Origin of the sequence: Elizabethkingia argenteiflava, from assembly GCF_009904105.1 — a bacterium.
GTDB lineage: Bacteria > Bacteroidota > Bacteroidia > Flavobacteriales > Weeksellaceae > Elizabethkingia > Elizabethkingia argenteiflava.
Map to the genome: position 1 here is coordinate 17801 of NZ_JAAABJ010000543.1, position 21018 is coordinate 38818.

Annotated in this window: 23 protein-coding genes; 2 read left to right on the top strand and 21 right to left on the bottom strand. The window is 37.5% G+C overall.

Annotated features, from left to right (window positions below):
• Positions 1–15: 15 nt before the first annotated feature.
• From GNY06_RS08935 to greA, 4 genes are read right to left on the bottom strand one after another with little or no spacing between them, the layout of a single operon-like run.
• Positions 16–1299: a TlpA family protein disulfide reductase gene (locus tag GNY06_RS08935; RefSeq protein ID WP_166519760.1), complete on the bottom strand. Its 1284-nt coding sequence runs from the start codon at positions 1297–1299 to the stop codon at positions 16–18.
• A 44-nt stretch (positions 1300–1343) separates the two neighbouring features.
• A complete protein-coding gene (clpX, locus tag GNY06_RS08940; RefSeq protein WP_166519761.1) occupies positions 1344–2534 on the bottom strand; it encodes an ATP-dependent Clp protease ATP-binding subunit ClpX in 1191 nt (396 codons plus the stop codon).
• 46 nt (positions 2535–2580) lie between these two features.
• Positions 2581–2970 (bottom strand): HIT family protein, encoded by a 390-nt coding sequence (locus tag GNY06_RS08945; RefSeq protein WP_166519762.1) that lies wholly within the window; start codon positions 2968–2970, stop codon positions 2581–2583.
• A 14-nt stretch (positions 2971–2984) separates the two neighbouring features.
• Complete coding sequence (greA, locus tag GNY06_RS08950; protein WP_166519763.1) at positions 2985–3455, bottom strand: transcription elongation factor GreA; 471 nt, start codon at positions 3453–3455, stop codon at positions 2985–2987.
• Positions 3456–3684: 229 nt separating this feature from the next.
• Here greA and dtd point away from each other — a divergent pair, with 229 nt between their 5' ends.
• Positions 3685–4134: a D-aminoacyl-tRNA deacylase gene (dtd, locus tag GNY06_RS08955; RefSeq protein ID WP_166519764.1), complete on the top strand. Its 450-nt coding sequence runs from the start codon at positions 3685–3687 to the stop codon at positions 4132–4134.
• A gap of 15 nt (positions 4135–4149) precedes the next feature.
• On the opposite strand, the gene GNY06_RS08960 is transcribed toward dtd, so the two are convergent.
• Positions 4150–4641: a hypothetical protein gene (locus tag GNY06_RS08960; RefSeq protein WP_166519765.1), complete on the bottom strand. Its 492-nt coding sequence runs from the start codon at positions 4639–4641 to the stop codon at positions 4150–4152.
• 419 nt (positions 4642–5060) lie between these two features.
• On the opposite strand from GNY06_RS08960, the gene GNY06_RS08965 reads away from it, so the two are divergent.
• Complete coding sequence (locus GNY06_RS08965; RefSeq protein ID WP_166519766.1) at positions 5061–6662, top strand: class I SAM-dependent methyltransferase; 1602 nt, start codon at positions 5061–5063, stop codon at positions 6660–6662.
• Positions 6663–6878: 216 nt separating this feature from the next.
• Here the strand turns inward: GNY06_RS08965 and GNY06_RS08970 are convergent, their stop codons facing one another.
• The 16 genes from GNY06_RS08970 to GNY06_RS09045 form a co-directional block, all read right to left on the bottom strand.
• Complete coding sequence (locus tag GNY06_RS08970; protein ID WP_244614400.1) at positions 6879–7703, bottom strand: zinc-binding dehydrogenase; 825 nt, start codon at positions 7701–7703, stop codon at positions 6879–6881.
• 474 nt (positions 7704–8177) lie between these two features.
• Positions 8178–8942: an enoyl-CoA hydratase/isomerase family protein gene (locus tag GNY06_RS08975; RefSeq protein WP_166519767.1), complete on the bottom strand. Its 765-nt coding sequence runs from the start codon at positions 8940–8942 to the stop codon at positions 8178–8180.
• A 119-nt stretch (positions 8943–9061) separates the two neighbouring features.
• A complete protein-coding gene (locus tag GNY06_RS08980) occupies positions 9062–9745 on the bottom strand; it encodes an SMUG2 DNA glycosylase family protein (RefSeq protein WP_166519768.1) in 684 nt (227 codons plus the stop codon).
• Between the two features lie 22 nt (positions 9746–9767).
• The gene (paaZ, locus tag GNY06_RS08985) at positions 9768–12263 is read right to left on the bottom strand and encodes a phenylacetic acid degradation bifunctional protein PaaZ (RefSeq protein WP_166519769.1); all 2496 of its coding nucleotides are present in this window, start codon (positions 12261–12263) and stop codon (positions 9768–9770) included.
• Between the two features lie 52 nt (positions 12264–12315).
• Complete coding sequence (locus GNY06_RS08990; protein ID WP_166519770.1) at positions 12316–12909, bottom strand: acyltransferase; 594 nt, start codon at positions 12907–12909, stop codon at positions 12316–12318.
• Positions 12910–12957: 48 nt separating this feature from the next.
• Complete coding sequence (pcaF, locus tag GNY06_RS08995; RefSeq protein ID WP_166519771.1) at positions 12958–14166, bottom strand: 3-oxoadipyl-CoA thiolase; 1209 nt, start codon at positions 14164–14166, stop codon at positions 12958–12960.
• Positions 14156–14839: a hypothetical protein gene (locus tag GNY06_RS09000; protein WP_166519772.1), complete on the bottom strand. Its 684-nt coding sequence runs from the start codon at positions 14837–14839 to the stop codon at positions 14156–14158. Before GNY06_RS09000 ends, pcaF begins: the two co-directional genes overlap by 11 nt.
• Positions 14840–14852: 13 nt before the next feature.
• Positions 14853–15266: a hydroxyphenylacetyl-CoA thioesterase PaaI gene (gene paaI, locus GNY06_RS09005; protein ID WP_166519797.1), complete on the bottom strand. Its 414-nt coding sequence runs from the start codon at positions 15264–15266 to the stop codon at positions 14853–14855.
• A gap of 73 nt (positions 15267–15339) precedes the next feature.
• A complete protein-coding gene (locus GNY06_RS09010; RefSeq protein ID WP_166519773.1) occupies positions 15340–16476 on the bottom strand; it encodes a 3-hydroxyacyl-CoA dehydrogenase NAD-binding domain-containing protein in 1137 nt (378 codons plus the stop codon).
• Positions 16477–16538: 62 nt separating this feature from the next.
• Complete coding sequence (locus GNY06_RS09015) at positions 16539–17342, bottom strand: enoyl-CoA hydratase/isomerase family protein (protein WP_166519774.1); 804 nt, start codon at positions 17340–17342, stop codon at positions 16539–16541.
• Between the two features lie 135 nt (positions 17343–17477).
• A complete protein-coding gene (locus tag GNY06_RS09020) occupies positions 17478–18011 on the bottom strand; it encodes a hypothetical protein (RefSeq protein ID WP_166519775.1) in 534 nt (177 codons plus the stop codon).
• 131 nt (positions 18012–18142) lie between these two features.
• Positions 18143–18604: a 1,2-phenylacetyl-CoA epoxidase subunit PaaD gene (gene paaD, locus GNY06_RS09025; RefSeq protein WP_166519776.1), complete on the bottom strand. Its 462-nt coding sequence runs from the start codon at positions 18602–18604 to the stop codon at positions 18143–18145.
• A gap of 57 nt (positions 18605–18661) precedes the next feature.
• Positions 18662–19414, bottom strand: coding sequence for a 1,2-phenylacetyl-CoA epoxidase subunit PaaC (gene paaC, locus GNY06_RS09030; protein WP_166519777.1), 753 nt, complete (start codon positions 19412–19414; stop codon positions 18662–18664).
• The gene (paaB, locus tag GNY06_RS09035) at positions 19415–19696 is read right to left on the bottom strand and encodes a 1,2-phenylacetyl-CoA epoxidase subunit PaaB (protein ID WP_166519778.1); all 282 of its coding nucleotides are present in this window, start codon (positions 19694–19696) and stop codon (positions 19415–19417) included.
• Positions 19697–19775: 79 nt separating this feature from the next.
• Positions 19776–20720 (bottom strand): 1,2-phenylacetyl-CoA epoxidase subunit PaaA, encoded by a 945-nt coding sequence (gene paaA, locus GNY06_RS09040; protein WP_166519779.1) that lies wholly within the window; start codon positions 20718–20720, stop codon positions 19776–19778.
• A 14-nt stretch (positions 20721–20734) separates the two neighbouring features.
• Positions 20735–20992, bottom strand: a complete 258-nt coding sequence (locus tag GNY06_RS09045) for a hypothetical protein (RefSeq protein ID WP_166519780.1) — start codon at positions 20990–20992, stop codon at positions 20735–20737.
• Between the last annotated feature and the right edge of the window lie 26 nt (positions 20993–21018).

Genomic DNA, 21018 nt, shown 5'->3' on the forward strand with positions numbered 1-21018 from the left:
TTAATCCACCAAAAATTATTTTAATTTTAATATAGCCAATACTTCTGAGAAATTATTAGGCTTTGCTACGATCTTATTTTTTGCATCTAATAGAAAGTAAGTCGGGGTAGCATGCACATTAAAAAGCTCCGAAGCACTACTGTTCCATCCCTTTAATTCGCTATCATTAATCCAAGGAAGCGATTTCGCTCTAGTAAGATAAGCGTCGGCATCAGCATCGAAAGATAAACCTATGACCTGTACTCCATGTGCCTGCAGGGTTTTATAACTTTGGATAATTTTCGGCAATTCGGCCTCACAATGAGAGCAGGTAGATGACCAAAACATCACCAGTTTTTTATTGGCTTTGACATCGTGAATACTCTTTGCGGTAGTATTTAATGGATTTACAAATTTATAGTCGGGCATTACCTTTCCCATCATCACATTATCATTGGACTTAATCGTTGTAACCAGACGATCCGATACAGTACATTTCAAAGCTTTTGCTTGTGATAGATATTTATTTTTGAGACTCTCCATTCCGTAGATATCAAATAGATCGATGAATTCAGATAAAACCGTTTGCCCTCTTGGGGATTCGATCTCTAGGGTAGTGAGCAACTTTTCCACATCCCGATGAATGGTTTCTTTCTTAGAATAGGACAAATAATTATACAATACCTGTCTTAGCTGTGCGGAAGATTCCAAGTACTCGGGGGAAGTGTTGATAAATTTGATATAGTCTTCCTGCTTTAAGGATGTATCTCCTAACACATAAGCTTGAAGCTTTTGGGTGTAATACTGTAAAAAGGGGTAGGAGTTCATATCCACCCCCTGACGACCAGTAGAAAGCTTTGTTATTTCTTTTCTCAGGGCACTTCCAAACGCTGAATTCGTTTCATAAAAATTCTGCATTTGGAGGAGCACAGGAAGTATTTGCTCCTTTTTCTTGGCATCATTCTGATAAGATGTAAAAGATTGATTAACCGCATCAGAAAATTCGATTTCAGAAATTTTATTTTGGTTTAACTTAGCCTCGGCAGATACATCTGTATTTTCAGAGACCAGCATAAAAGCTGTATTGGTGTCGGGGAAATATACCTTCATAAGTCCTGAATAGGGTGTTGTCACTTTAAAATTCCAGTTATTTTTCGACTTTACTCCACTGGCTGCTATTACCTCTTTAGATCCGTTATAAGAATAAAGAAAAGCATGGGTAGCCGTAAAAGTAGAAGGAACTCCAACTTGCACCGAAAACTGTGCAGATACTACTGAGAAAAACTCCAGTAGTGCTATCGCGAAAAACTTCTTTTTCATAAAATATTAAGGTATAAAATTTAACATTAGGTTTTTTAGGTGTCTTATTGCAGCTGATTCGCTATTTTTTCTCTGGTCAACACAATTTCTGAATGCTGATCAATATCATACATGTAATCTTCTAAAACTTTTTCTGTTGTACCTCTAAGTCCCCTAGCTCCCAAACCTTTTTCCATAGTGGCCTCTACAATGGCTTCAACAGCATGATCCGTAAATTCCAATTTTACATTATCCATTTTGAAAAGCTGTGTAAACTGATTCACAATAGAATTTTTAGGCTCTTTCATGATTCTAATCATTGCCTCTTTAGTTAATTTATCTAAGTAGGTAATAATCGGAAAGCGCCCTAAAAGTTCGGGAATTAAACCAAAACTCCTTAGATCGATCGCATTAATCTTTTCTAAAATATATTCTTCTTCATCCGTTTTATTAATTTTTTCACTACTAAAACCAATTGCTTGTTTATTGAGGCGCCTTTCAATAATTTCTTTAATACCATCAAAAGCTCCTCCAGCAATGAATAAGATATTTTGAGTATTGACCTGTATATATTTTTGATCAGGGTGCTTTCTACCCCCTTGAGGCGGTACATTTACAATACTTCCCTCCAGCAACTTGAGTAAACCCTGTTGAACACCTTCTCCTGAAACATCCCGGGTAATGCTAGGATTATCTGATTTCCGTGCAATCTTATCGATTTCGTCTATGAAAACAATCCCTCTCTCAGCCCTTTCAACATCATAATCAGCTACCATTAAAAGGCGAGAAAGAATACTCTCCACATCTTCTCCTACATAACCTGCTTCAGTTAAAATGGTAGCATCTACAATACAGAAAGGCACATTTAATTCCTTAGCAATCGTCTTGGCCAGCAAGGTTTTACCAGTTCCTGTCTCTCCTACCATTAGAATATTAGATTTTTCCAATTCCACCTCTCTGTCGGTATTCTCAACGTGCATTAACCTTTTATAATGGTTATATACCGCTATGGATAATTGTTTTTTAGCCTGTTCTTGACCGATAACATATTGATCCAAAAATTCTTTTATCTCCCTCGGTTTTTTTAAATTTTCTATATTATAATCTGAAGGGTTTATATTATTTTTAGTGGGACCTGCAAGCATATTATAAGCTTGCTCAATACAATGATTACAGATATAACCGTTATTACCCGACACTAATATTTCTACTTCTTCTTTTTTTCTTCCACAAAAAGAACATTGGTTAGGACTCATGTAAGTTTATTTTAATTTTCACTGATGCAAAAATGCCTAGAAAAATCTAAGCATTTGCAATTTTTTCTTGAATTTTTTGATATGCTTCAGGTGATAGTTTCAATCGATCATTGGAAAAATCCATATCATGTATTTGTTGAAGGGGGATAAGATGAATATGGGCATGAGGGACTTCTAGCCCTACTACTGATAAACCTACTCTTTTACAGGATATGGCAGCCCCCACCTTCTTCGCCACGCGCTGTGCGAACCCAAAAAGATCTTTAAATTCTTCGGATTCCAGATCGAAGATAAGATCCACTTCTTTTTTAGGAATGACCAACGTATGGCCTTCTACTAAAGGCATTACATCCAAAAAAGCCAAATGCTTTTCATCTTCCATAACCTTATAGGCTGGGATTTCGCCATTTACTATTTTAGTGAAAATACTACTCATCTTCTCACTTTTTTCTAATTTAAACTAATATCTAATACTTCAAACGACAATTTATTTCCATTTGGCAGAGTAATATCTGCAAGTTCTCCGACAGCCTTTCCCAACAGTCCCTTTGCAATCGGAGTGTTAATAGAGATTCTACCCGTTTTTAAATCACTTTCGTTATCTGGCACTAAAGTAAATATTTGTATTTGTTGGGTCGCTTTATTTTTAAGTTTTACAGTACAGAGAATGGATACTTTTGAGGTGTCCAACTGACTTTCATCAATTACTTTTGAAGTAGCAATACTATCTTTTAATTTGGATATCCTCATTTCTAGCATACCTTGAGCTTCTTTTGCTGCATCGTATTCAGCATTTTCGGATAAGTCTCCTTTATCCCGAGCTTCTGCAATTTGTTGTGTAATTTTAGGTCTTTCGATCATTTCCAACTGCTCAAGTTCGGCCTTCATTTTCTCTAAACCTTCTTTAGTTACATAACTCATAATATAATATTTTATGTTAGTATAAATAAAATATCCGACCTTTGCCGGATACTCATGTCTTGATTAATTCCAGCAAATATATAATTTATTTTCTATAAAAAGAAATATTAAACATCCAAAGTTTATATACTGTAAATCAGAATATTATATCACTGTTTTGTTTTTATTGCAGAATAATATAGCAACTTCTCTTTTTCCCTAAAATCTAAACATTTTTTATCTTTATAGCATGAAAATAGTGATCCAAAGAGTTTCCCAAGCCGAAGTAAGGGTTGATGAACAATGCGTTGCCCGTATTGATAAAGGCCTAACCCTTTTAATCGGAATTGAAGAAAATGATGAGGAGTCGGATGCCGATTGGCTCGTTCAAAAAATTCTTAACCTCCGCATTTTCGGGGATAAGCAAAATAAACTCAATCTCTCGGTTCAAGATGTAAAGGGGGATATCCTCTGCATCAGCCAGTTTACATTACTGGCTGATTATAAGAAAGGAAATCGTCCCTCTTTCTTAAAAGCAGCTAATCCCACTATAGCGCTTCCATTGTTTGAATATTTTAAACAGGAAATCGCTAAGAGCGGGCTTAAAACTGAAAGTGGATGTTTTGGCGCCAATATGAGTGTTTCCCTAGTAAATGAAGGGCCTATCACCATTATTATGAACTCCAAAACAAAAACATAAAACAGATAATATGTTCTATTTTAAAGTCACCGTAAATTTTCCAATCTGTGAACCTTCAGCCCTCGTATTTTTACCGATCTCCAAACTATAATCTCCTTTCTCATTCATTTCATACTCTATGTCACTTCCAAAGGGCCCGTCTATACCTTCATTATTGAGTGAAACACCACTAAATCGAATATTTTGCCCTTTTTTGTCAGGCGTAATATGCCCCGAAATCTTATCTTTCCCTTTATTCTTAAGCTGAAGAACCAATACCTGATCTTCATTTGTAAATTCATCACTTATTTGTACCGGTAATTTTTGTAGATCGACAGTACGCGTAATTAGACTATCGGTAACCTGCCGGTCATCGGTAGGTTCTACCTGCTGCGCAAGACTATCTACTTTAACAGGCTGAGCTGTTTGTAAGGTATCTTCTTTTGAATCTGCTGTCTTACTAGGACCTTTTGAACAAGAAGATAAAGCCAGTAGTAATACTACTGGAATAATAACCATTGTTTTCATATTGTATAAAATAAATATTAATAACTTTTAGAAAAGAAATTATTGGGAAAAGTATTTTTAACATTGAATTCTGTTGTATAAAATTTAACACAAAATGCCATCTGCACTCCTCCTGATGCTTCTCCTGTAGTTTCAGTGATTAAAGTTAACTAAACCCTACTAATTATCCAACAAAATAATTGTTTTATTCTGAAAACCAATATTTATAGTCTTTAAACGATAACACCACTAAGCAGAAAATATTCGACGATTGAAAATAAAATTATACATTATAAGTGATAAAATTGAAATAACTTATCTCATTAAATATTTTATTACCTATAGCGTAAGCCCAAACCTTCATAAAACGACTAAAAAACGAATTATTATTTTATAGCAAACTTCCAAATGATTAACTTTAAATTCTAAAATATTTTAGAATGAATAAAGAACTTTTAAGATCCTCCATTTTCAGACACTTAGATGGTATTGTTACAGCTCCGGTCATTGCCTCTCTAGAAAAGAAAAAAACAATCCACATGATTCTGGAAAAAAAAAAACTGAAAATCTCCGATCTTTCCTATCACTTGGGCGCAAATGAAGGCTACCTTAATGTAGCCTTACGCACCTTAGCCTCACAGGGGTTTATAAATTATCAGGTGAATAATTTAGAGAACGAGATCTTGATTTCTGCCAATAAAAACACCCCTTTGTTACACAAATATGCTTTTCTCTATTTAAAAATCATTCCTTTTCAACAAAAGTTAACAAACATTAAGGAACAGATTCTAAAGGCCTCTTTTGTAAAAGAATTTAAGCTTCTCTGTGAAGATTTAAAAGACCATTTTAAACTTAACATTTCAAATGATCCTCTTGAGCGATCTATACAGGAGCAAATCCTAAAACACATTGAAGGTTGTATACTAGGTCCGATTATCGTGCATTTAGGAATGACCGGTATGTTTCATAAATACTTTATGGAAACGTCTTTTCAGGCGGCTGAATTTCACAAAAATTTCGAGAATTTTGAGCTTATCCTAGACTTTTTAACTTATTTGGGCTGGTTTAGAAAAACAGGTGCTCATTATAAGTTTACCGAAACCGGCATTTACTACGCCAAACGAGCAGCCTCTTATGGTGTCATCGTATCTTATCTGCCAATGCTCAATCAACTGGATGAACTTTTGTTTGGAGATGCCTACAAAACAAGGCAAGTTACCCAAGGAGAAGAGGAAATTCATGTAGATCGAGCAATGAATGTCTGGGGAAGCGGAGGGGCACATTCCAACTATTTTAAGGTGGCTAATGATTTTATTATTCAGGTTTTTAACCTGCCTATTCATGTACAACCTAAAGGTATTTTAGATATGGGCTGCGGAAATGGTGCCTTTATTCAACATGTTTTTGAAACCGTAGAGCGACATACTTTACGAGGAAAAATGTTAGAAGAATACCCTTTATTTTTAGTAGGCGCTGATTATAATATTGCCGCATTAAAAGCTACACGTTCAAATCTTATTAATAACGATATTTGGGCCAAAGTAATCTGGGGTGATATTGGAAATCCGGAACAACTAGCAAAAGATTTAAAAGAAAATTACGAAATAGAGCTCTCGGATCTTTTAAATATTAGAACATTTTTAGACCATAATAGACGATGGAAAGCGCCTGAAAATTTACCCCAAGAAAATTATAGTTCCTCCACAGGGGCCTTTGCTTTCCATGGAGAACGCCTATCCAATGCTCATGTGGAAGAAAGCCTAAAAGATCACCTTAAACTTTGGCTACCATACATTCAAAAAAACGGGCTTCTTATTATAGAACTCCACTCTTTAGCACCAGAACTCGTATGTAAAAACCTAGGAAAAACTGCAGCTACAGCATATGAGGCTATCCATGGATTTTCGGACCAGTATATCCTAGAACTTAACATTTTTAGAAAAATATGCCAGGAAATAGGATTAAAGATAAAGCCAGACCTATCTAAAAATTTTCCCAATTCAACATTGGCCAGTGTATCTATACACCTATTAACGAGCTAAAATAAAAAATATGGAGGTATGATATCAGCATACTTCTCCATATTTTAATCATCTTACAAATCGCCTGAATGACTTTTCAGGGATTGTTTCTCAAGCGCTAATAATTACTTTCAGCGCTTTTTCTTTAGCTGCGTTTATAAAAACATCGTAGGCTTTTTCAATTTGCGCTATGGTAAAGTGATGGGAAATCATTTTACTGGGATTTATTTTTTTAGATTATATCGCTTTAATCAGATCGGGAATAGTATTGGTATTAACAAGCCCCATCGTGATGGTAATATTTTTAATCCAAAGCCGTTCTAAAGCCAACTCTACAGGCTGACCATGCACACCGATATTGGCCACGTGCCCTCCTGGCTTGATAACGTCTGTACAAAGCTGGAGCGTTTGAGGAATACCTACGGCTTCTATGGCCACATCTACTCCTTCACCATCTGTAATTTCTTTAATTTTTTCCACCACGTTTTCCTCCTTGCTTGAATTAATAACATGGGTAGCTCCAATGCTTTGAGCAAATTTCAATCGATTATCATTAGAGCCTCCTATCAGAATAATTCTATTAGGTGAGTAAAACTGTGCTGTTAATAAAACGGCTAAACCAACAGGTCCGCTTCCTACGATAGCTATATCGTCTCCATGCTTTATTCTCCCACTCAAAACTCCAATTTCAAAGCCGGTAGGGAGGATATCAGATAAGAGCACGGCCGTCTCATCATCAATCGTATTAGGCAACTTAATCAAACTGTTTTGGGCATGAGGAATTCTTACATACTGAGCCTGTGTACCATTAATAAGACGCCCCAATAGCCATCCTCCTTCAGTACAATGAGCATATATTTGCTTTTTGCAATATTTGCAGGATCCACAAGAGGTCATACATGAGATAATCACTTTATCTCCCACTTTAAAATCGCTAACAGCCGCGCCCACTTCAACAATTTCACCCACTCCTTCATGACCTAGAATAGTTCCATAAGACACTTCCGGATTTTTACCTTTTAGTATACCCAAATCGGACCCACAGATAGTCGTTTTGGTCATTTTGATAATGTGGCATCTGTTGATTTCTCAATTATAGTTTTTTTTAACCTCTATAAACTTATAGGAATAATCTCCATGATATACTAATGCTTGCATAGAATCATATTATTTTAAAATCAAAATTTTAGCTTTTTCTATTTGTCTATTTAAGAAAAACGATGTGTTATACAGCGTCTGTTTATCATGCATGCCAAAGCAAACCCTAGGCGAATGCTCTTATATAGCTGCAGAACATTAAAAAAAACCATGACTTCATAGCGCTCTTTTCTAGAAGTACTTTGAGTCCTGAGTAGAATCGCTCTTCTTAACTTTATTAATTAAAATTAGATAAAAGTAAGCTTACTCCATGATTAACTGTTAAGTTTTTAATGATTAGTATTTATCGAATTACGCATAACAAGAGGCCAGAAGAGTCTATGCAGCATTTCCTTAATAAGCTATTAAGCTGTAAAACCAACCCAGAAACAGGAAATACTATTTTTCGCTCAACCTCTGCTTGATCTTTTCTATATTCGCTTTAGCTGATTCTTCTAAAATTAAACGTCCGCTCATCTCAGACCTTGCAGGCAGCAAATCGTCAAAATATTCGGTCCCCTCCCATGCTATTTTTTTTAATAAAGCGAGTACCTCAGCACTTCTTGTGGATAATTTCTGCAAAAATTTTTCAATTAATAGATCCATATCTTCTATAGTATCCGATACCGACTGATAAATATTGTGCTCTTTTGCCCAGACTGCAGATCTAAATTCAGCGTCTAACGCCATGGTCAAAAATTGAGATTTACCGATTTTACGTTCTACGTAAGGACCTATAACAAAAGGACCTATGCCAATATTTATTTCTGTTAATGCTAACTCTGCCTCGGCAGTAGCAAAGCAATAATCTGCGCCGCAAGCTAAACCTACCCCGCCCCCTGTAGCTTTGCCTTGAACCCTTACCACCACTATTTTTTCACACCTACGCATGGCATCCAGCACTCTGCTAAAGCCTGAAAAAAACTTCACTGAGGCATCCATCTCCCGTAATGTTAACAATTCATCAAAGCTTGCTCCAGCACAAAACGCCTTACGACCTGCACTTTTAATCAGAAGGACTTTCACCTCTTCTTTAGCTGCTTCATTTGATATTACAGCTGCTAATCTCTCTAATAACTCTCCTGGCAATGCATTGCTCTTGGGAGTGCCAAAAGTGATTATAGCAATATTATTTTTAACTTCTGATGTTACAAATTCTTTCATTTTTTATAAAAACTATATATACAAAAATATTAATTTTAAGAACCCGAAAATGCTATAAGCAAGTAAATACAGGCCCTATACCTTGAGATCTCTGTTTTCGTGTATGAAAAAAGTGAATCTTATTTTTTCAACTCCCTTATATATTTATCAATATACAACTGCTTTTCTTTGGATTTATACTGTTGTATAAACCTGGGATGCTCCAAAACTGTCATTTTATCGAAAAGTTTGGCTTCTCTGTTTAACTGATTAATAAAATATGCGTTTTTCTTTCCCAGTATAAAAACTTCTGAAGTATCAAGTTGTAAGCGAATATGATTTTTAAGGGTCTGGATCATAAAACCTTTTAGTTTATCAAACAACTGTTTATCATCGTAATAATTGGCATTTAACCAAGCTTGTTTAGAGCGCCTTACAATGGCCAATGGAAAAGGAGAGTTGATATAAAAATCGCTATAAAATGAACTTACACCTCCATATTCACGGATCATATCGTACATAAAGACTGAAGAAATTTCATGAGTTCTAACCGTCTTCATCCGAATTCCACATTCACTTTCCAGCCTCTTAGTATCGGTAAAGGGCACGCCGGTAACCCCTGCTCCATGGCGGCTAGGATTAATGCCTATCAAAAACTTCCTGGTACGCGCATCGCTATAGTATTTATCATAAAATAGACGCATAACCTCCAATGTCTCTGGGTTATCTAAATACGGATTTAAAATCTGAAATCCAGTTGGTAAGCTCCCTGTATATTCTAAATTTTCGTTATACTCTACCACCTGATCTGCAAAAGTCATCATATTTTATTATGCTTAATTTTTTTCAAATTAATCCAAACTGCTCAAAATGGTGAGTAAAATGCTTTCTGTGGCATAACTCCCACATTTCTTTATTCAATTTTCCAAATAGAGGATGTAGATGTTCTGCTTGGGGATTTTCTTTGTAGTAAATAATCATTCTTTTTAGTTGCTCCATAAAAGATTCCTTAGCCTGTTCAAAACTGGCATGTACTAAGGACGGTAAATTTCCCTTAGTTGGTAAACCGGGTATCCAGAAATCTCTAGGGAATTTTTGATGATTATAGAGACTATCTTGATATGTTTCAATTTGTATTTGAGAACTAAAACACTTCTCCACTTCAGGCTCACCTGTACTTATTAAAATAGTTTTTTCTAAATGCTCAAGCATGTGTTGCGAAGTCATCTCTCCCCATAAGGGGGATATTTCTTCTTGTAAACAATTCAGTATGGATGCTATTTTTTTAAGATCTAAATCTATAAAAGGTGATCGATTAGCTACTAAAGTTAAAATGGTTGCAATACATACTGTCTCCTCTCTCTGATTGACTACCTCTACCCACCATTTTACCACCCCGGAAGGAATATTTCTGCCCTTAACACCTCTGTTAATTTTTTCCTTTGCCATGAGGTATACTCTAATTGTATCTCCCGCATAAACAGGTTTCAGAAAATGACAAGCTTCCAGTCCATAATTGGCTATTACAGGTCCTTTTTCCTTGGAAACGAATAATCCTGCCGCTGCTGATAGGATAAAATAACCATGGGCTACCGTTTTATCAAAAATAGTCCCGTTTAAGCTTGTAGCGTCGGTATGGGCGTAAAAATGATCCCAAGACAAATTGGAGAAGTTAACAATATCAGCCTGTGTCACCGTTCGCCCTCCCGTTTCTATTGCATCACCTACCTCTACTTCTTCAAAATATTTTTGAAAAGGGTGCTTATCTGAAATTTTCTTATTTGCTCCCGGCTGATATATTTGGGTAATCGCCGTCAATACATCTGGAGACCCCTGAATTGCTGTTTTCTGCAAAAAGAAATACAATCCACTTAATCCCCCCATCTCTTCGCCACCTCCTGCTCTACCAGGTCCCCCATGTATAAGGGTAGGAAGGGGAGAACCATGTCCGGTGCTTTCTTTTGCATTATCTCTGTTTAATACATAGATTCTACCATGCTGGGAAGCGATTTTCAACGCAATTTCTGCAATAAACGGCTCGTCACGAGAAATAATAGAACCTACCAAGCTTCCTTTTCCTCTTTTTGCTAAGGCTACTGCCTCGTCTGCATCCCGGTAAGGCATTAAGGTCGCCACTGGCCCAAAAGCTTCTACATCATGGGAAATATTTTTTTCAAAAGGCCTGTCGTTCAGCAATAACTTGGGACTCATAAATGCTCCTTTTTCATAATCTGCATCTAATAATATATGTTGTCCATCATACACTAATTCCGTTTCTGTGCGAAGGAGATCTACTTTCTTCTGCACATCTGTTTGTTGCTCTTTGCCTACCAGAGCGCCCATCCTCGTTTCGCGATTTAAGGGATTTCCAATTTTTATTTGATCCAAGGTTTGAGATAAAGCTCGCTGAACATCCCCTATCCATGCCTCAGGCACCATAATCCTACGGATAGCCGTACATTTCTGGCCAGTTTTTGCGGTCATTTCATGACAAACCTCTCTTATAAACAAATTAAACTCCGGCGTCCCTGGATGCGCATCAAGACCCAGAATAGATGAATTTAGCGAATCTGATTCCATATTGAAACGTATGGCCTTTCCAGCAATAGAACTTAAAGATTTTAACCGTCTCCCCGTATGTGCAGAACCTGTGAACAACACCGAATCTCCATCCTGAACGTAATCCAATATATTTTGTGGTTCTCCACACACCAACTGAATAGCCCCCTCAGGTAAAAAACCACTTTCTATCATATCCTGAAAAACAGCATAGGTAAGATAGGAACCAGGCGAGGCGGGTTTTACAATACTGGGAACCCCTGCCAGTAAAGAGGTAGATAACTTTTCCAACATCCCCCAAACCGGAAAATTATAGGCATTAATCTGTACTGAAACTCCCTGGCTAGGGGTGAAAATATGAGTCCCCAAATGGGTACCCTTCTCGGATATTTTATACGTTTCATCTTCAACCCAAAATGGGGTATTGGGTAATTTTCTTTTGGCTAATCCCGAATAAGTAAAGAAAGTAGAAAAACCGCCCTCTATATCCACCCAAGAATCTCTATGTGTGGCTCCTGTTTTGTAAGAAAGAGCATAGTATTTTTTTTTCCGCTCCAAGAGGTATAAAGCTAGTTTCTTTAACATTTCACCACGCTCATAAAAAGTCATGGAAGATAGATTACGAGAACCTAGAGTTCTCCCATAATCTAGCGCCTGCTCAAGCTGAAGTCCCTCAGTATCAGCTATCGCAACCAAAGCTCCGGTTACCGCGTTATACAGTGGCTGACCAGCACCCGTCCCCTCTATCCATTGTCCATAAATATAATTTTTTAATTTTTCCATAATATTTTTGAAATTTGTAGTTTTTTGAAATTTTATAGCCTACAAAGTCAGACTATTTTACATCTTGCCAAATATTATAATCAACAATTTTTGAGGGGGACTGCTCTTTAAATTCTGAGAGAGGTTCACAAGGCAAAATGGCCTCTTTAGCTTCTCTTGCTAATTCCTGATAAAGCTGGGTACCTTTTGTTTTCCAACTGATCATTTCATCAGAGACATCTCGAATCACCTTCGCCGGGCTGCCCACAATAAGCTTTCGGTCCTCTGATTTGAAATAAGCAGGTACAAAAGCCAAAGCCCCGATGATACATTCATCACCGATCACCGCCTTATCCATAACCACAGCATTCATACCCACCAAACAATTTTTTCCAATATGTGCCGAGTGAATAATAGCACCGTGCCCGATATGTGCGGATTCTTCTAAAATAGTTTCTATATTTGGAAAAACATGAAGGGTACAGTTTTCTTGTACATTCGCCCCGTCTTTAATAAGAATCTTACCCCAGTCCCCTCGGATCACCGCCTGGGGACCTATGTACACTTCTTCACCTATTTCTACATGGCCTATAATCACGGCCTGAGGATGTATATAGGCGGAGGGTTTTATCACAGGGCGAATTCCATGGTATGAATAAATATTCATAGTCGTATTTTTTTAATCGTATAAACATTAAAAGAGCAAATGATTGTCTTAGACGCTTTCCAATAACATCGCATAACCTTGCCCCACTCCTATACAAAGGGTACACAGCGCATATTTTTTATGCTGTTGCTGAAGTTCTAAAGCCGCTGAACCTACAATTCTAGCTCCGGAAACACCCAGAGGATGCCCCAAAGCAATAGCCCCGCCGTTAGGGTTAAGCCTAGGGTCCTGATCTGATAAGCCTAGACTTCTGCTTACGGCAAGCGATTGAGCTGCAAAAGCTTCATTGAGCTCAATAATATCCATATCGTCTAATGACATATTGAATTTCTTTAATAATTTTTGGGAGGCTTCCACCGGGCCTATTCCCATTATTCTGGGTTCTACACCGGCAGTAGCAGACCCCAGAATCTTAGCTTTGGGTATTAATCCGTATTTTATAACGGCAGCTTCGCTCGCTAGAATAAGGGCCACTGCTCCATCATTTAAGCCCGAAGAATTTCCGGCAGTGACACTCCCATGCTTTCTGAAAGCCGGCTTCAACCTTGCTAAACCTTCTAAAGAGGTGGTGGGCCTTATAAATTCATCCTGAGAGAATATAAGAGATTCTCCTTTCTTTTCAGAAATTTCAACTGCTACAATTTCCTGCGCCAGCCTTCCACTTTTCTGTGCTTTGGAGGCTTTATGCTGAGACCACAAAGCAAATTTATCTTGATCTTCTCTACTGATATGGTGCAAATCGGCTAAGTTTTCTGCCGTCTCCCCCATGGCGTCTACACCATATAATTCTTCCATTTTAGGATTGACAAAACGCCACCCAAAAGTGGTATCGAACAGCTGGCTATCCCGCCCAAAAGATCGGGTAGGTTTTGAGAGTACATAAGGAGAACGCGTCATATGCTCCACCCCTCCTGCTATGTAAATCTCCCCTTCACCGGAGGCAATTGATCGAAAGGCATTGGCCACAGCCGACATTCCCGAAGCACAGAGTCTGTTGACAGTTTCTCCCCCGATTTGGTAAGGGAGCCCAGCCAATAGAAGAGCCATTCTTGCGATATTGCGATTGTCTTCTCCTGCCTGATTGGCACACCCCAAGATAACATCCTCAATTGCTTGCACAGGGACATTGGGATTTCTGTTTACAATTTCTTTGATTACAACCGCTGCAAGATCATCTGCCCTAATTTGTGATAAGCCGCCCTGTAGCCTTGAAATAGGCGTTCTAATGTAGTCTATAATATAAACTTTATTCTTCATCTTTTCCACTCTTATTTGTGATTTTATTCTTGTTTTTATGATAAAATAGTAAAAAATCGATTACAGCCTTTCTCTGTTTATATGATCCATACTTTGTTTTTGCAGAGCTATAATTAAGGTAACTGAGCCAATGGACTAGGGCTAGGATCACAAGAGATACATACAACATGAGGGTAATGACCTCCCATAAATTTTCTATACGCTGAAATACGGGTGAATAAGCCGCCACCACTATCCCCATAAAACCTATAATGAGCATCATATAATCCTTATTGAAAATAGGATTAGGAGGTTTGGTCTGTTCATTAAGTATTTCGTTGTACTCCAAATCTCTTTTGGACATCTCGATCAATGGGCTTTTGATCAATTCCTGATGATAGGCCTGAACTAAAATAGGATCTTCCCAATTTATAAATAGAAAAAAATTTGGAACCTTATAATCCGGAACTCTTTTTTTTACCTTTTTTTCCTCATAAAGAAGGTAAAAAATACTACCGAATAAGAAAAGAGACATGAAAATGGTGAATATTAAATCACTAAAGTATAATAGTACATACATTACAATTGTAATCAAAATCAATAATATTACATGCTTAATACTAAATTTATAAGGTAACTCATCCAATAGAATCGTCTTAGGATGATATTCTCTAAAATCAATAAGTTTATACATCACACCTCATTTTTTATAAATCCAGCACTTTTCTTCCGAGTTTATAGACGGTTCCCACAAACTTGGCCACCTGCTCTTGATTTTGATTGGTAATCTGGATATCGTAAACAGCGGTTTTACGCGTATTGCTTACAAGCTTGCTCTCGGCGCTCAAAACATCGCCTTCTCGGCTGGCTTTTATAAAATTAATCACACAGTTAAGAGCTACAGCAGCCTCTCCGGAATTGTTTCCTGAGAAAGCCAATGCCGAATCGGCCAAAGAAAAAGTCACGCCTCCATGGACGGTTTTAAGACCGTTAATCATTTCTTTTCTCACGCTCATTTGCAATAAGCAATAATGTTCTCTGGCCTCAATCACTTGTATCCCCAACCACTGGGAGAAATAATCCTGACGGAATATATAATCGGTAATTTGTTCGGGTGTCATCATCTTTAATCAGATCAATGGGTTAATATAAATCGCCATAGAAATTTATCTTCTATGGTCTTCATTTTCTTTTCTAATGTAATTTTTTCAGCAAAGGACTTTGCCGGTATCTCTCTTCCTGGTATTCCTCATAGAGGGTTTGGAGGGTTTGGGAAATTACGGAATAACCTATTTCTCGCCCCCAGCCTAATAATCCTTTCGGATAGTTCAGTCCTTTCTGTACGGCCAATTCCAGATCTTCATCGCTCGCAATTTCTAGTCTTTTAGCTTCCACCGCTTCATTGATCAACATCGCTATAATTCTTAAAAATATCTGTCGGTATAAAACTTCATCTTTTTGGGCTTGCGGCCTTTCTGCCCCTTCGCTGTAATCATAAAATCCACGTCCGGTCTTTCTACCATGGAGTTTGGCCTCATCCATACGTTGCTGCAGTAAAGAAGGCTTGTATTTGGGATCATAAAAATAATCTCTGAAGACGGTAGTGCTTACGGCTAGGTTAACGTCAATCCCGATGAAATCCATTAACTCAAAAGGTCCCATTCTAAAATTTCCCAGCAGACGCATGGCTTCGTCCACTTGTTGAGGGGAGGCGATCTTCTCTTCTACTATTCTCAAAGCTTCTCCATAATAAGGACGTGCAATTCTATTGACAATAAAGCCTGGAACATCCTTTGCGAAGATGGAGACTTTACCCCAAGATTGCATCAGTTTACAAATTTGCTGTGGTAAATTTAAATCCGTTAATAAACCAGGGATAACCTCTACCAAAGGCATTAAAGGTGCGGGATTGAAAAAGTGAACTCCTATAAAGCGTTGGGGTATGCTCAGCCCAGAGGATAATGAAGTAATGGATATAGAAGAAGTATTAGAGCCTATAATACAATGATCGGAAATATGATTTTCGAGTTCCTGAAAAACTTTTATTTTAAGTTCTTTGCTCTCCACAATAGCTTCTATAATCAAATCACAATGTTTTAAATCTTCTAGCCTCTTACAGGATTTGATATTAGCCATAATTTCTGTAGCCTGTTCCTTGGATGTTTTTTGTTTTGCTACAAGTTTCTCCAGAAGATTCTGGAGATGGTGAAGCGCTTGGTCAATTTGCGCGCCGTTGTTATCGTATAAGAAAACTGTGCACGCATTCATGGCAGCCACTTGGGCGATTCCAATACCCATGGTTCCGGAACCTATTACTCCAATTTTTTTCATGCTTATGGATTTGGTCGTCATTGGTGAACCTCATCTCTATAGATTAAGGAGATCAGTGAATATTATTTACCTGTATAATTGGGTTTTCTTTTTTCTAAAAATGCTTTTACCCCCTCTCTAAAGTCTTCTGTTTCCGCAGCTTGTTGCTGATAAATCCCTTCTATATCCAACTGCTCATTGAGGCTGTTACCATAAGATCTGTTAAAGGCTTTTTTGGTAAGGCTTATAGCTTTTGTAGGCAAATGAGCAATCTCAGTCAATAAAGCGAAGGATTGATCTTCAAAGTCTTCATCCTTAAATACATCGGCTATTAAACCTAAATTCTTGGCTTCGGAGGCAGAAAGTCTTTTTCCTGTAAAAGCTAAATAGCTGGCCAATTGACGCCCGAGTAATTTGGGCAAGTAGTAGGTGCCGGCGGTATCGGGAACCAAGCCTATGTTAATAAAAGCTTGTGAAAAGTAGGCGCTTTGGGTGGCCAGAGAAAAATCACAAATCAAGGCTAGCATTGCTCCCGCTCCTACAGCAGGACCGTTTACTAAAGCGACCACAGGTTTGGAATTCTTAACAATAGATTTTACAAGGGGATTATAATAATCCACTACTGTACGCTGGATAACTCTTTCATCCTTAATATTACTGTCCAAAGCTATGGCTTCATTCAAATTCTGTCCAGAACAAAAAGCTTTCCCCCTGCCTGATATAGCAATACAACGCACCTGCTCATCTTTATCACAGTCCTCCATAAAATTCCTTATCTCAGTCAAAATACTGATATTTAAAGAATTATAAGTTTCAAGTTGATTAAGATAGGCTATTTTAAGCTTTCCTTCCAACCTAGTTTCAATATCAATTTGCGTGTAATTCATAAAAATATTTTTTCTCTAACAAGTTAATAATTTATCTGCATGTCACTCTTATTTATTATATACCCTTTTTGCATTTTTAGTGATGTTAACTTTTATATTGTTACTATTAAGACTTTGTGGAGGAATTGCATAAGGCTAGCTGTCTTTTATGTAATGGATATCATCAGCAGAGGCGCGACTTTTATCCACATTCGGGAAAACTCCACCTAAAGAACAAACCGCATGAAGTTTGTAAACATAAAAATGCATTTGTTCAGCGGCGCAAAAACCTCTGTTCAAATCATAATATGGAGCGTCATTACAGATTTTTGAAGTAGTATTTCCAGAATGCTTACTAGCTTCCACAGCCAGACTGTTAATGATAAAAACTGCATCAAATTCATTAAAACGTTGTGCTATTTTCAGGCGAGTGTCATCAGCATTATCTTCCAATCTGCCTTTGCATGGATTATAGAGACTTGGTTTGAGTTTAGATTTTATCGTTTTTGGAATGTAACGAAAAAGATAATTTTCACTATACATTCGGATATATTCGGCAGTTAGAGCAAAACCTATGCATTCCAAATTCTTTCGTTTAGACCCTCTTCTTTGGTAAGACAGAGGGGTTTCTTTTGATATTTTTCTTAAATCTTCCAAAATTATTTCGTATGCTCCACTTAAGTTATTCATTGAAACCAGGTTATCTATAATTTACTTATTATCAATCAAATGAATAACTTTTTATCGCTTTAATTCATCATGCACAACGGTTGATAATATAGAAACAAGCATTTAAAAAATAAATTAAGCTTGTTGATTTTTTAGTGGCATTTTAAATAATCAAATGGCTCTAAGCAATCGAGACACTGGTAAGCAGCTTTACATAAGGTAGCACCAAATCTGCTTATTTGTCGCGTATGCATAGAACCACATCGGGGACATTTCTTGGGAATTCCAATAAGGTGTTCATGGGCCTTGTTTTCTGGTGGAGCAATTCCGTAAAGACGTAACTTTTCTCGGGCTTCGTCGGTGATCCAATCGGTCGTCCAAACAGGAGAGATCTGAGTGATTACTTTCGCCTCCCAATTATTATTTTTCATTATCCTGGCAATGTCTGTTTCAATAGCAAACAGAGCAGGACATGCGGAATAAGTGGGGGTAATTATCACCTCACAGGCGTTTTCTCCAGTAATCTTTATATTGCGAACAATTCCCAATTCCACAATATTAATAACCGGAATTTCGGGATCCGGAATCTGGGATAATATCTCTAAAGGGCTCACTTCTCTTTATTTAATATTGATTCTCTTTTGCGTTTCAACAAATACCTCCAAGCTATTTTACCAAGTACATCCTGGATACGCCCGCTGCATATACTGTAACTCGCATAGTATATACCCAAAATACTCTGTATGCTCTCCCGTTCTGGACTTGGGTTGCATAAAGGAATCTTGTGGATAGTCTAATTCAAAATTAGAAAAGTCTTTTTGCGTAGCGGCTAAGAAGTCTCGGTATACAACCTCCATAGGAGGCGTTATTTTTAAAGACTCCAGCTTGGATTCGCCTTCTACGGTGGCAAACAAACCTTGGGTATATTCCCAAATATTTTCAATCGCAAGATTGATTCTATCGCGACTTTCATCGGTTCCTTGAGCAAAAATTTTCATCCAAGAAGACGCATGTAAATAGTGATACTTCACTTCTTTTAACGCTTTATGTGCTATGGCTGCCAGCTCTTCATCTTCTGAATCTGATAAGGCTTGGTACAACAATTTTTGATAGAGTGAAAAAATATAAGTCTTAAGAATTGTCTGAGCATAATCTTGGTTAGGAAGTTCTACCCAGTGTGCATTCAGATATTCATGTTCATATCTTAGAAAAGCCAAATCATCGACACTGCTAGCGTTTTCGCTGAGTCTAGAAGCATACTGATAAAAATGATGAGATTGCCCCCAGTGATCCAAAGCGATATTGGTCAAAGCGATGTCTTCTTCGAGATAAGGACCTTTACCACACCATGCGGACAAACGTTGACCCATGATAAAACTATCGTCACCCAATTTCAACAAATAATTAAATAGTACTTTGTTCATTTACATATTTTTTACCTCATCAGGGATTTCATAAAAGGTGGGATGTCGGTATAATTTATCATCCGAAGGGTCAAAGAATGCTTCTTTATCCATTCCCTCAGAACTTATAATATATTTACTGGGGACTACCCAAACACAGGTACCTTCCTTTCTTCTGGTGTAAACATCTCTTGCATTTTGTAGAGCTATTTCAGCTGTAGGAGCCTGTACGGTACCCGCATGCTTATGCGACAATCCTGGTTTGGTCTGAATAAAAACTTCCCATACATCTAACTGATTCATACTTGTACATTTTTTAAATATTTAAACCTTAGTCTTACAGTTCTGACTACGAGAACTCTTCGTCTTATCTCTTTTGTGATTATAGATTATGCTCCTCTTTTATTTGTTTCTCTGAAAAAGCTACAGCCGCCGCTTTTACCCACTCATTTTCTCGCTGGGCTTTTCTTTTGGCTTCCATTCTCTTTTTATTACAGGGACCATTGCCTTTTAAAACTTCCTGGAATTCTGACCATGGAAGTTCACCAAAATCATAATGCCCTCTTTCTTCATTCCACTTAAGGGACTTATCTGGAATTCTTAAGCCTAAAAATTCGGCCTGAGGCACACTGACATCTATAAATCTTTGTCGGAGACTGTCGTTCGTCTCTCGTTTCACTCTATAGTTCATCGATACTCTAGAATTAGATGAATGCTCATCGGGAGGCCCAAACATCATTAGCGCAGGCCACCAAAATCGATTTAAAGCAATTTGCGCCATTTCCTTCTGTTGCTTGGTTCCGCGACAAAGTGCCATTAAAATTTCATAACCTTGACGTTGGTGGAAAGATTCTTCTTTACAAATCCTTACCATGGCTCTGGAATAAGGACCATAGGAATTCCCCATCAGCATGACCTGATTCATAATCGCTGCTCCATCTACCAACCAACCTATCGCTCCAATATCCGCCCAGCTTAGGGTAGGGTAATTAAAAATACTGGAATATTTTGCTTTTCCGGCCAGCATATCCTCATATAGGGCATCCCTATCGGCTATCATGTTCCCATTTCCGAGGGTTTCCGTAGCTGCATATAGATAGAGACCATGGCCAGCCTCATCTTGAACTTTTGCTAAAAGTGCCATTTTTCTTCTAAGTGAAGGAGCCCGTGAAATCCAATTGGCTTCGGGTAACATACCTACCACCTCAGAATGCGCATGTTGAGATATCTGACGAACCAAAAGCTGTCGATAGTCATCTGGCATCATATCTTTGGGTTCTACTTTGTTGTCCCCATGGACATAATCCACAAATTTTTGTATATCCATATCCTTTATTTTTATTATTCCAAGCCCTCGCTAAGGTCATCTTTTAAATAAATACCCACCATAAGATTGCTAAATTCACCGGCTACAAAATTTACTTTTTCGTTCTCATTCTCAATCTCATATTCTTTAAAGTAATATACATTTCCTTCATAGGGATCTTGTACTTCTACTTTTTTATCCACACAATTCCATGAAAAATTCCATATATTAAGCCCCTTAATCTTATATTCTTCATTTTCATGAAGTGCTATTGCGAATTTCCACTGAACCATGATTTTTAAATTTAGCGGTTAAACTG

Coding starts and splice junctions, on each gene's coding strand:
- GNY06_RS08935 (WP_166519760.1), bottom strand. CDS start 1,299: ATGAAAAAGAAGTTTTTCGCGATAGCACTACTGGAGTTTTTCTCAGTA.
- clpX (WP_166519761.1), bottom strand. CDS start 2,534: ATGAGTCCTAACCAATGTTCTTTTTGTGGAAGAAAAAAAGAAGAAGTA.
- GNY06_RS08945 (WP_166519762.1), bottom strand. CDS start 2,970: ATGAGTAGTATTTTCACTAAAATAGTAAATGGCGAAATCCCAGCCTAT.
- greA (WP_166519763.1), bottom strand. CDS start 3,455: ATGAGTTATGTAACTAAAGAAGGTTTAGAGAAAATGAAGGCCGAACTT.
- dtd (WP_166519764.1), top strand. CDS start 3,685: ATGAAAATAGTGATCCAAAGAGTTTCCCAAGCCGAAGTAAGGGTTGAT.
- GNY06_RS08960 (WP_166519765.1), bottom strand. CDS start 4,641: ATGAAAACAATGGTTATTATTCCAGTAGTATTACTACTGGCTTTATCT.
- GNY06_RS08965 (WP_166519766.1), top strand. CDS start 5,061: ATGAATAAAGAACTTTTAAGATCCTCCATTTTCAGACACTTAGATGGT.
- GNY06_RS08970 (WP_244614400.1), bottom strand. CDS start 7,703: ATGACCAAAACGACTATCTGTGGGTCCGATTTGGGTATACTAAAAGGT.
- GNY06_RS08975 (WP_166519767.1), bottom strand. CDS start 8,942: ATGAAAGAATTTGTAACATCAGAAGTTAAAAATAATATTGCTATAATC.
- GNY06_RS08980 (WP_166519768.1), bottom strand. CDS start 9,745: ATGATGACTTTTGCAGATCAGGTGGTAGAGTATAACGAAAATTTAGAA.
- paaZ (WP_166519769.1), bottom strand. CDS start 12,263: ATGGAAAAATTAAAAAATTATATTTATGGACAATGGATAGAGGGGACG.
- GNY06_RS08990 (WP_166519770.1), bottom strand. CDS start 12,909: ATGAATATTTATTCATACCATGGAATTCGCCCTGTGATAAAACCCTCC.
- pcaF (WP_166519771.1), bottom strand. CDS start 14,166: ATGAAGAATAAAGTTTATATTATAGACTACATTAGAACGCCTATTTCA.
- GNY06_RS09000 (WP_166519772.1), bottom strand. CDS start 14,839: ATGTATAAACTTATTGATTTTAGAGAATATCATCCTAAGACGATTCTA.
- paaI (WP_166519797.1), bottom strand. CDS start 15,266: ATGACACCCGAACAAATTACCGATTATATATTCCGTCAGGATTATTTC.
- GNY06_RS09010 (WP_166519773.1), bottom strand. CDS start 16,476: ATGAAAAAAATTGGAGTAATAGGTTCCGGAACCATGGGTATTGGAATC.
- GNY06_RS09015 (WP_166519774.1), bottom strand. CDS start 17,342: ATGAATTACACGCAAATTGATATTGAAACTAGGTTGGAAGGAAAGCTT.
- GNY06_RS09020 (WP_166519775.1), bottom strand. CDS start 18,011: ATGAATAACTTAAGTGGAGCATACGAAATAATTTTGGAAGATTTAAGA.
- paaC (WP_166519777.1), bottom strand. CDS start 19,414: ATGAACAAAGTACTATTTAATTATTTGTTGAAATTGGGTGACGATAGT.
- paaB (WP_166519778.1), bottom strand. CDS start 19,696: ATGAATCAGTTAGATGTATGGGAAGTTTTTATTCAGACCAAACCAGGA.
- paaA (WP_166519779.1), bottom strand. CDS start 20,720: ATGGATATACAAAAATTTGTGGATTATGTCCATGGGGACAACAAAGTA.
- GNY06_RS09045 (WP_166519780.1), bottom strand. CDS start 20,992: ATGGTTCAGTGGAAATTCGCAATAGCACTTCATGAAAATGAAGAATAT.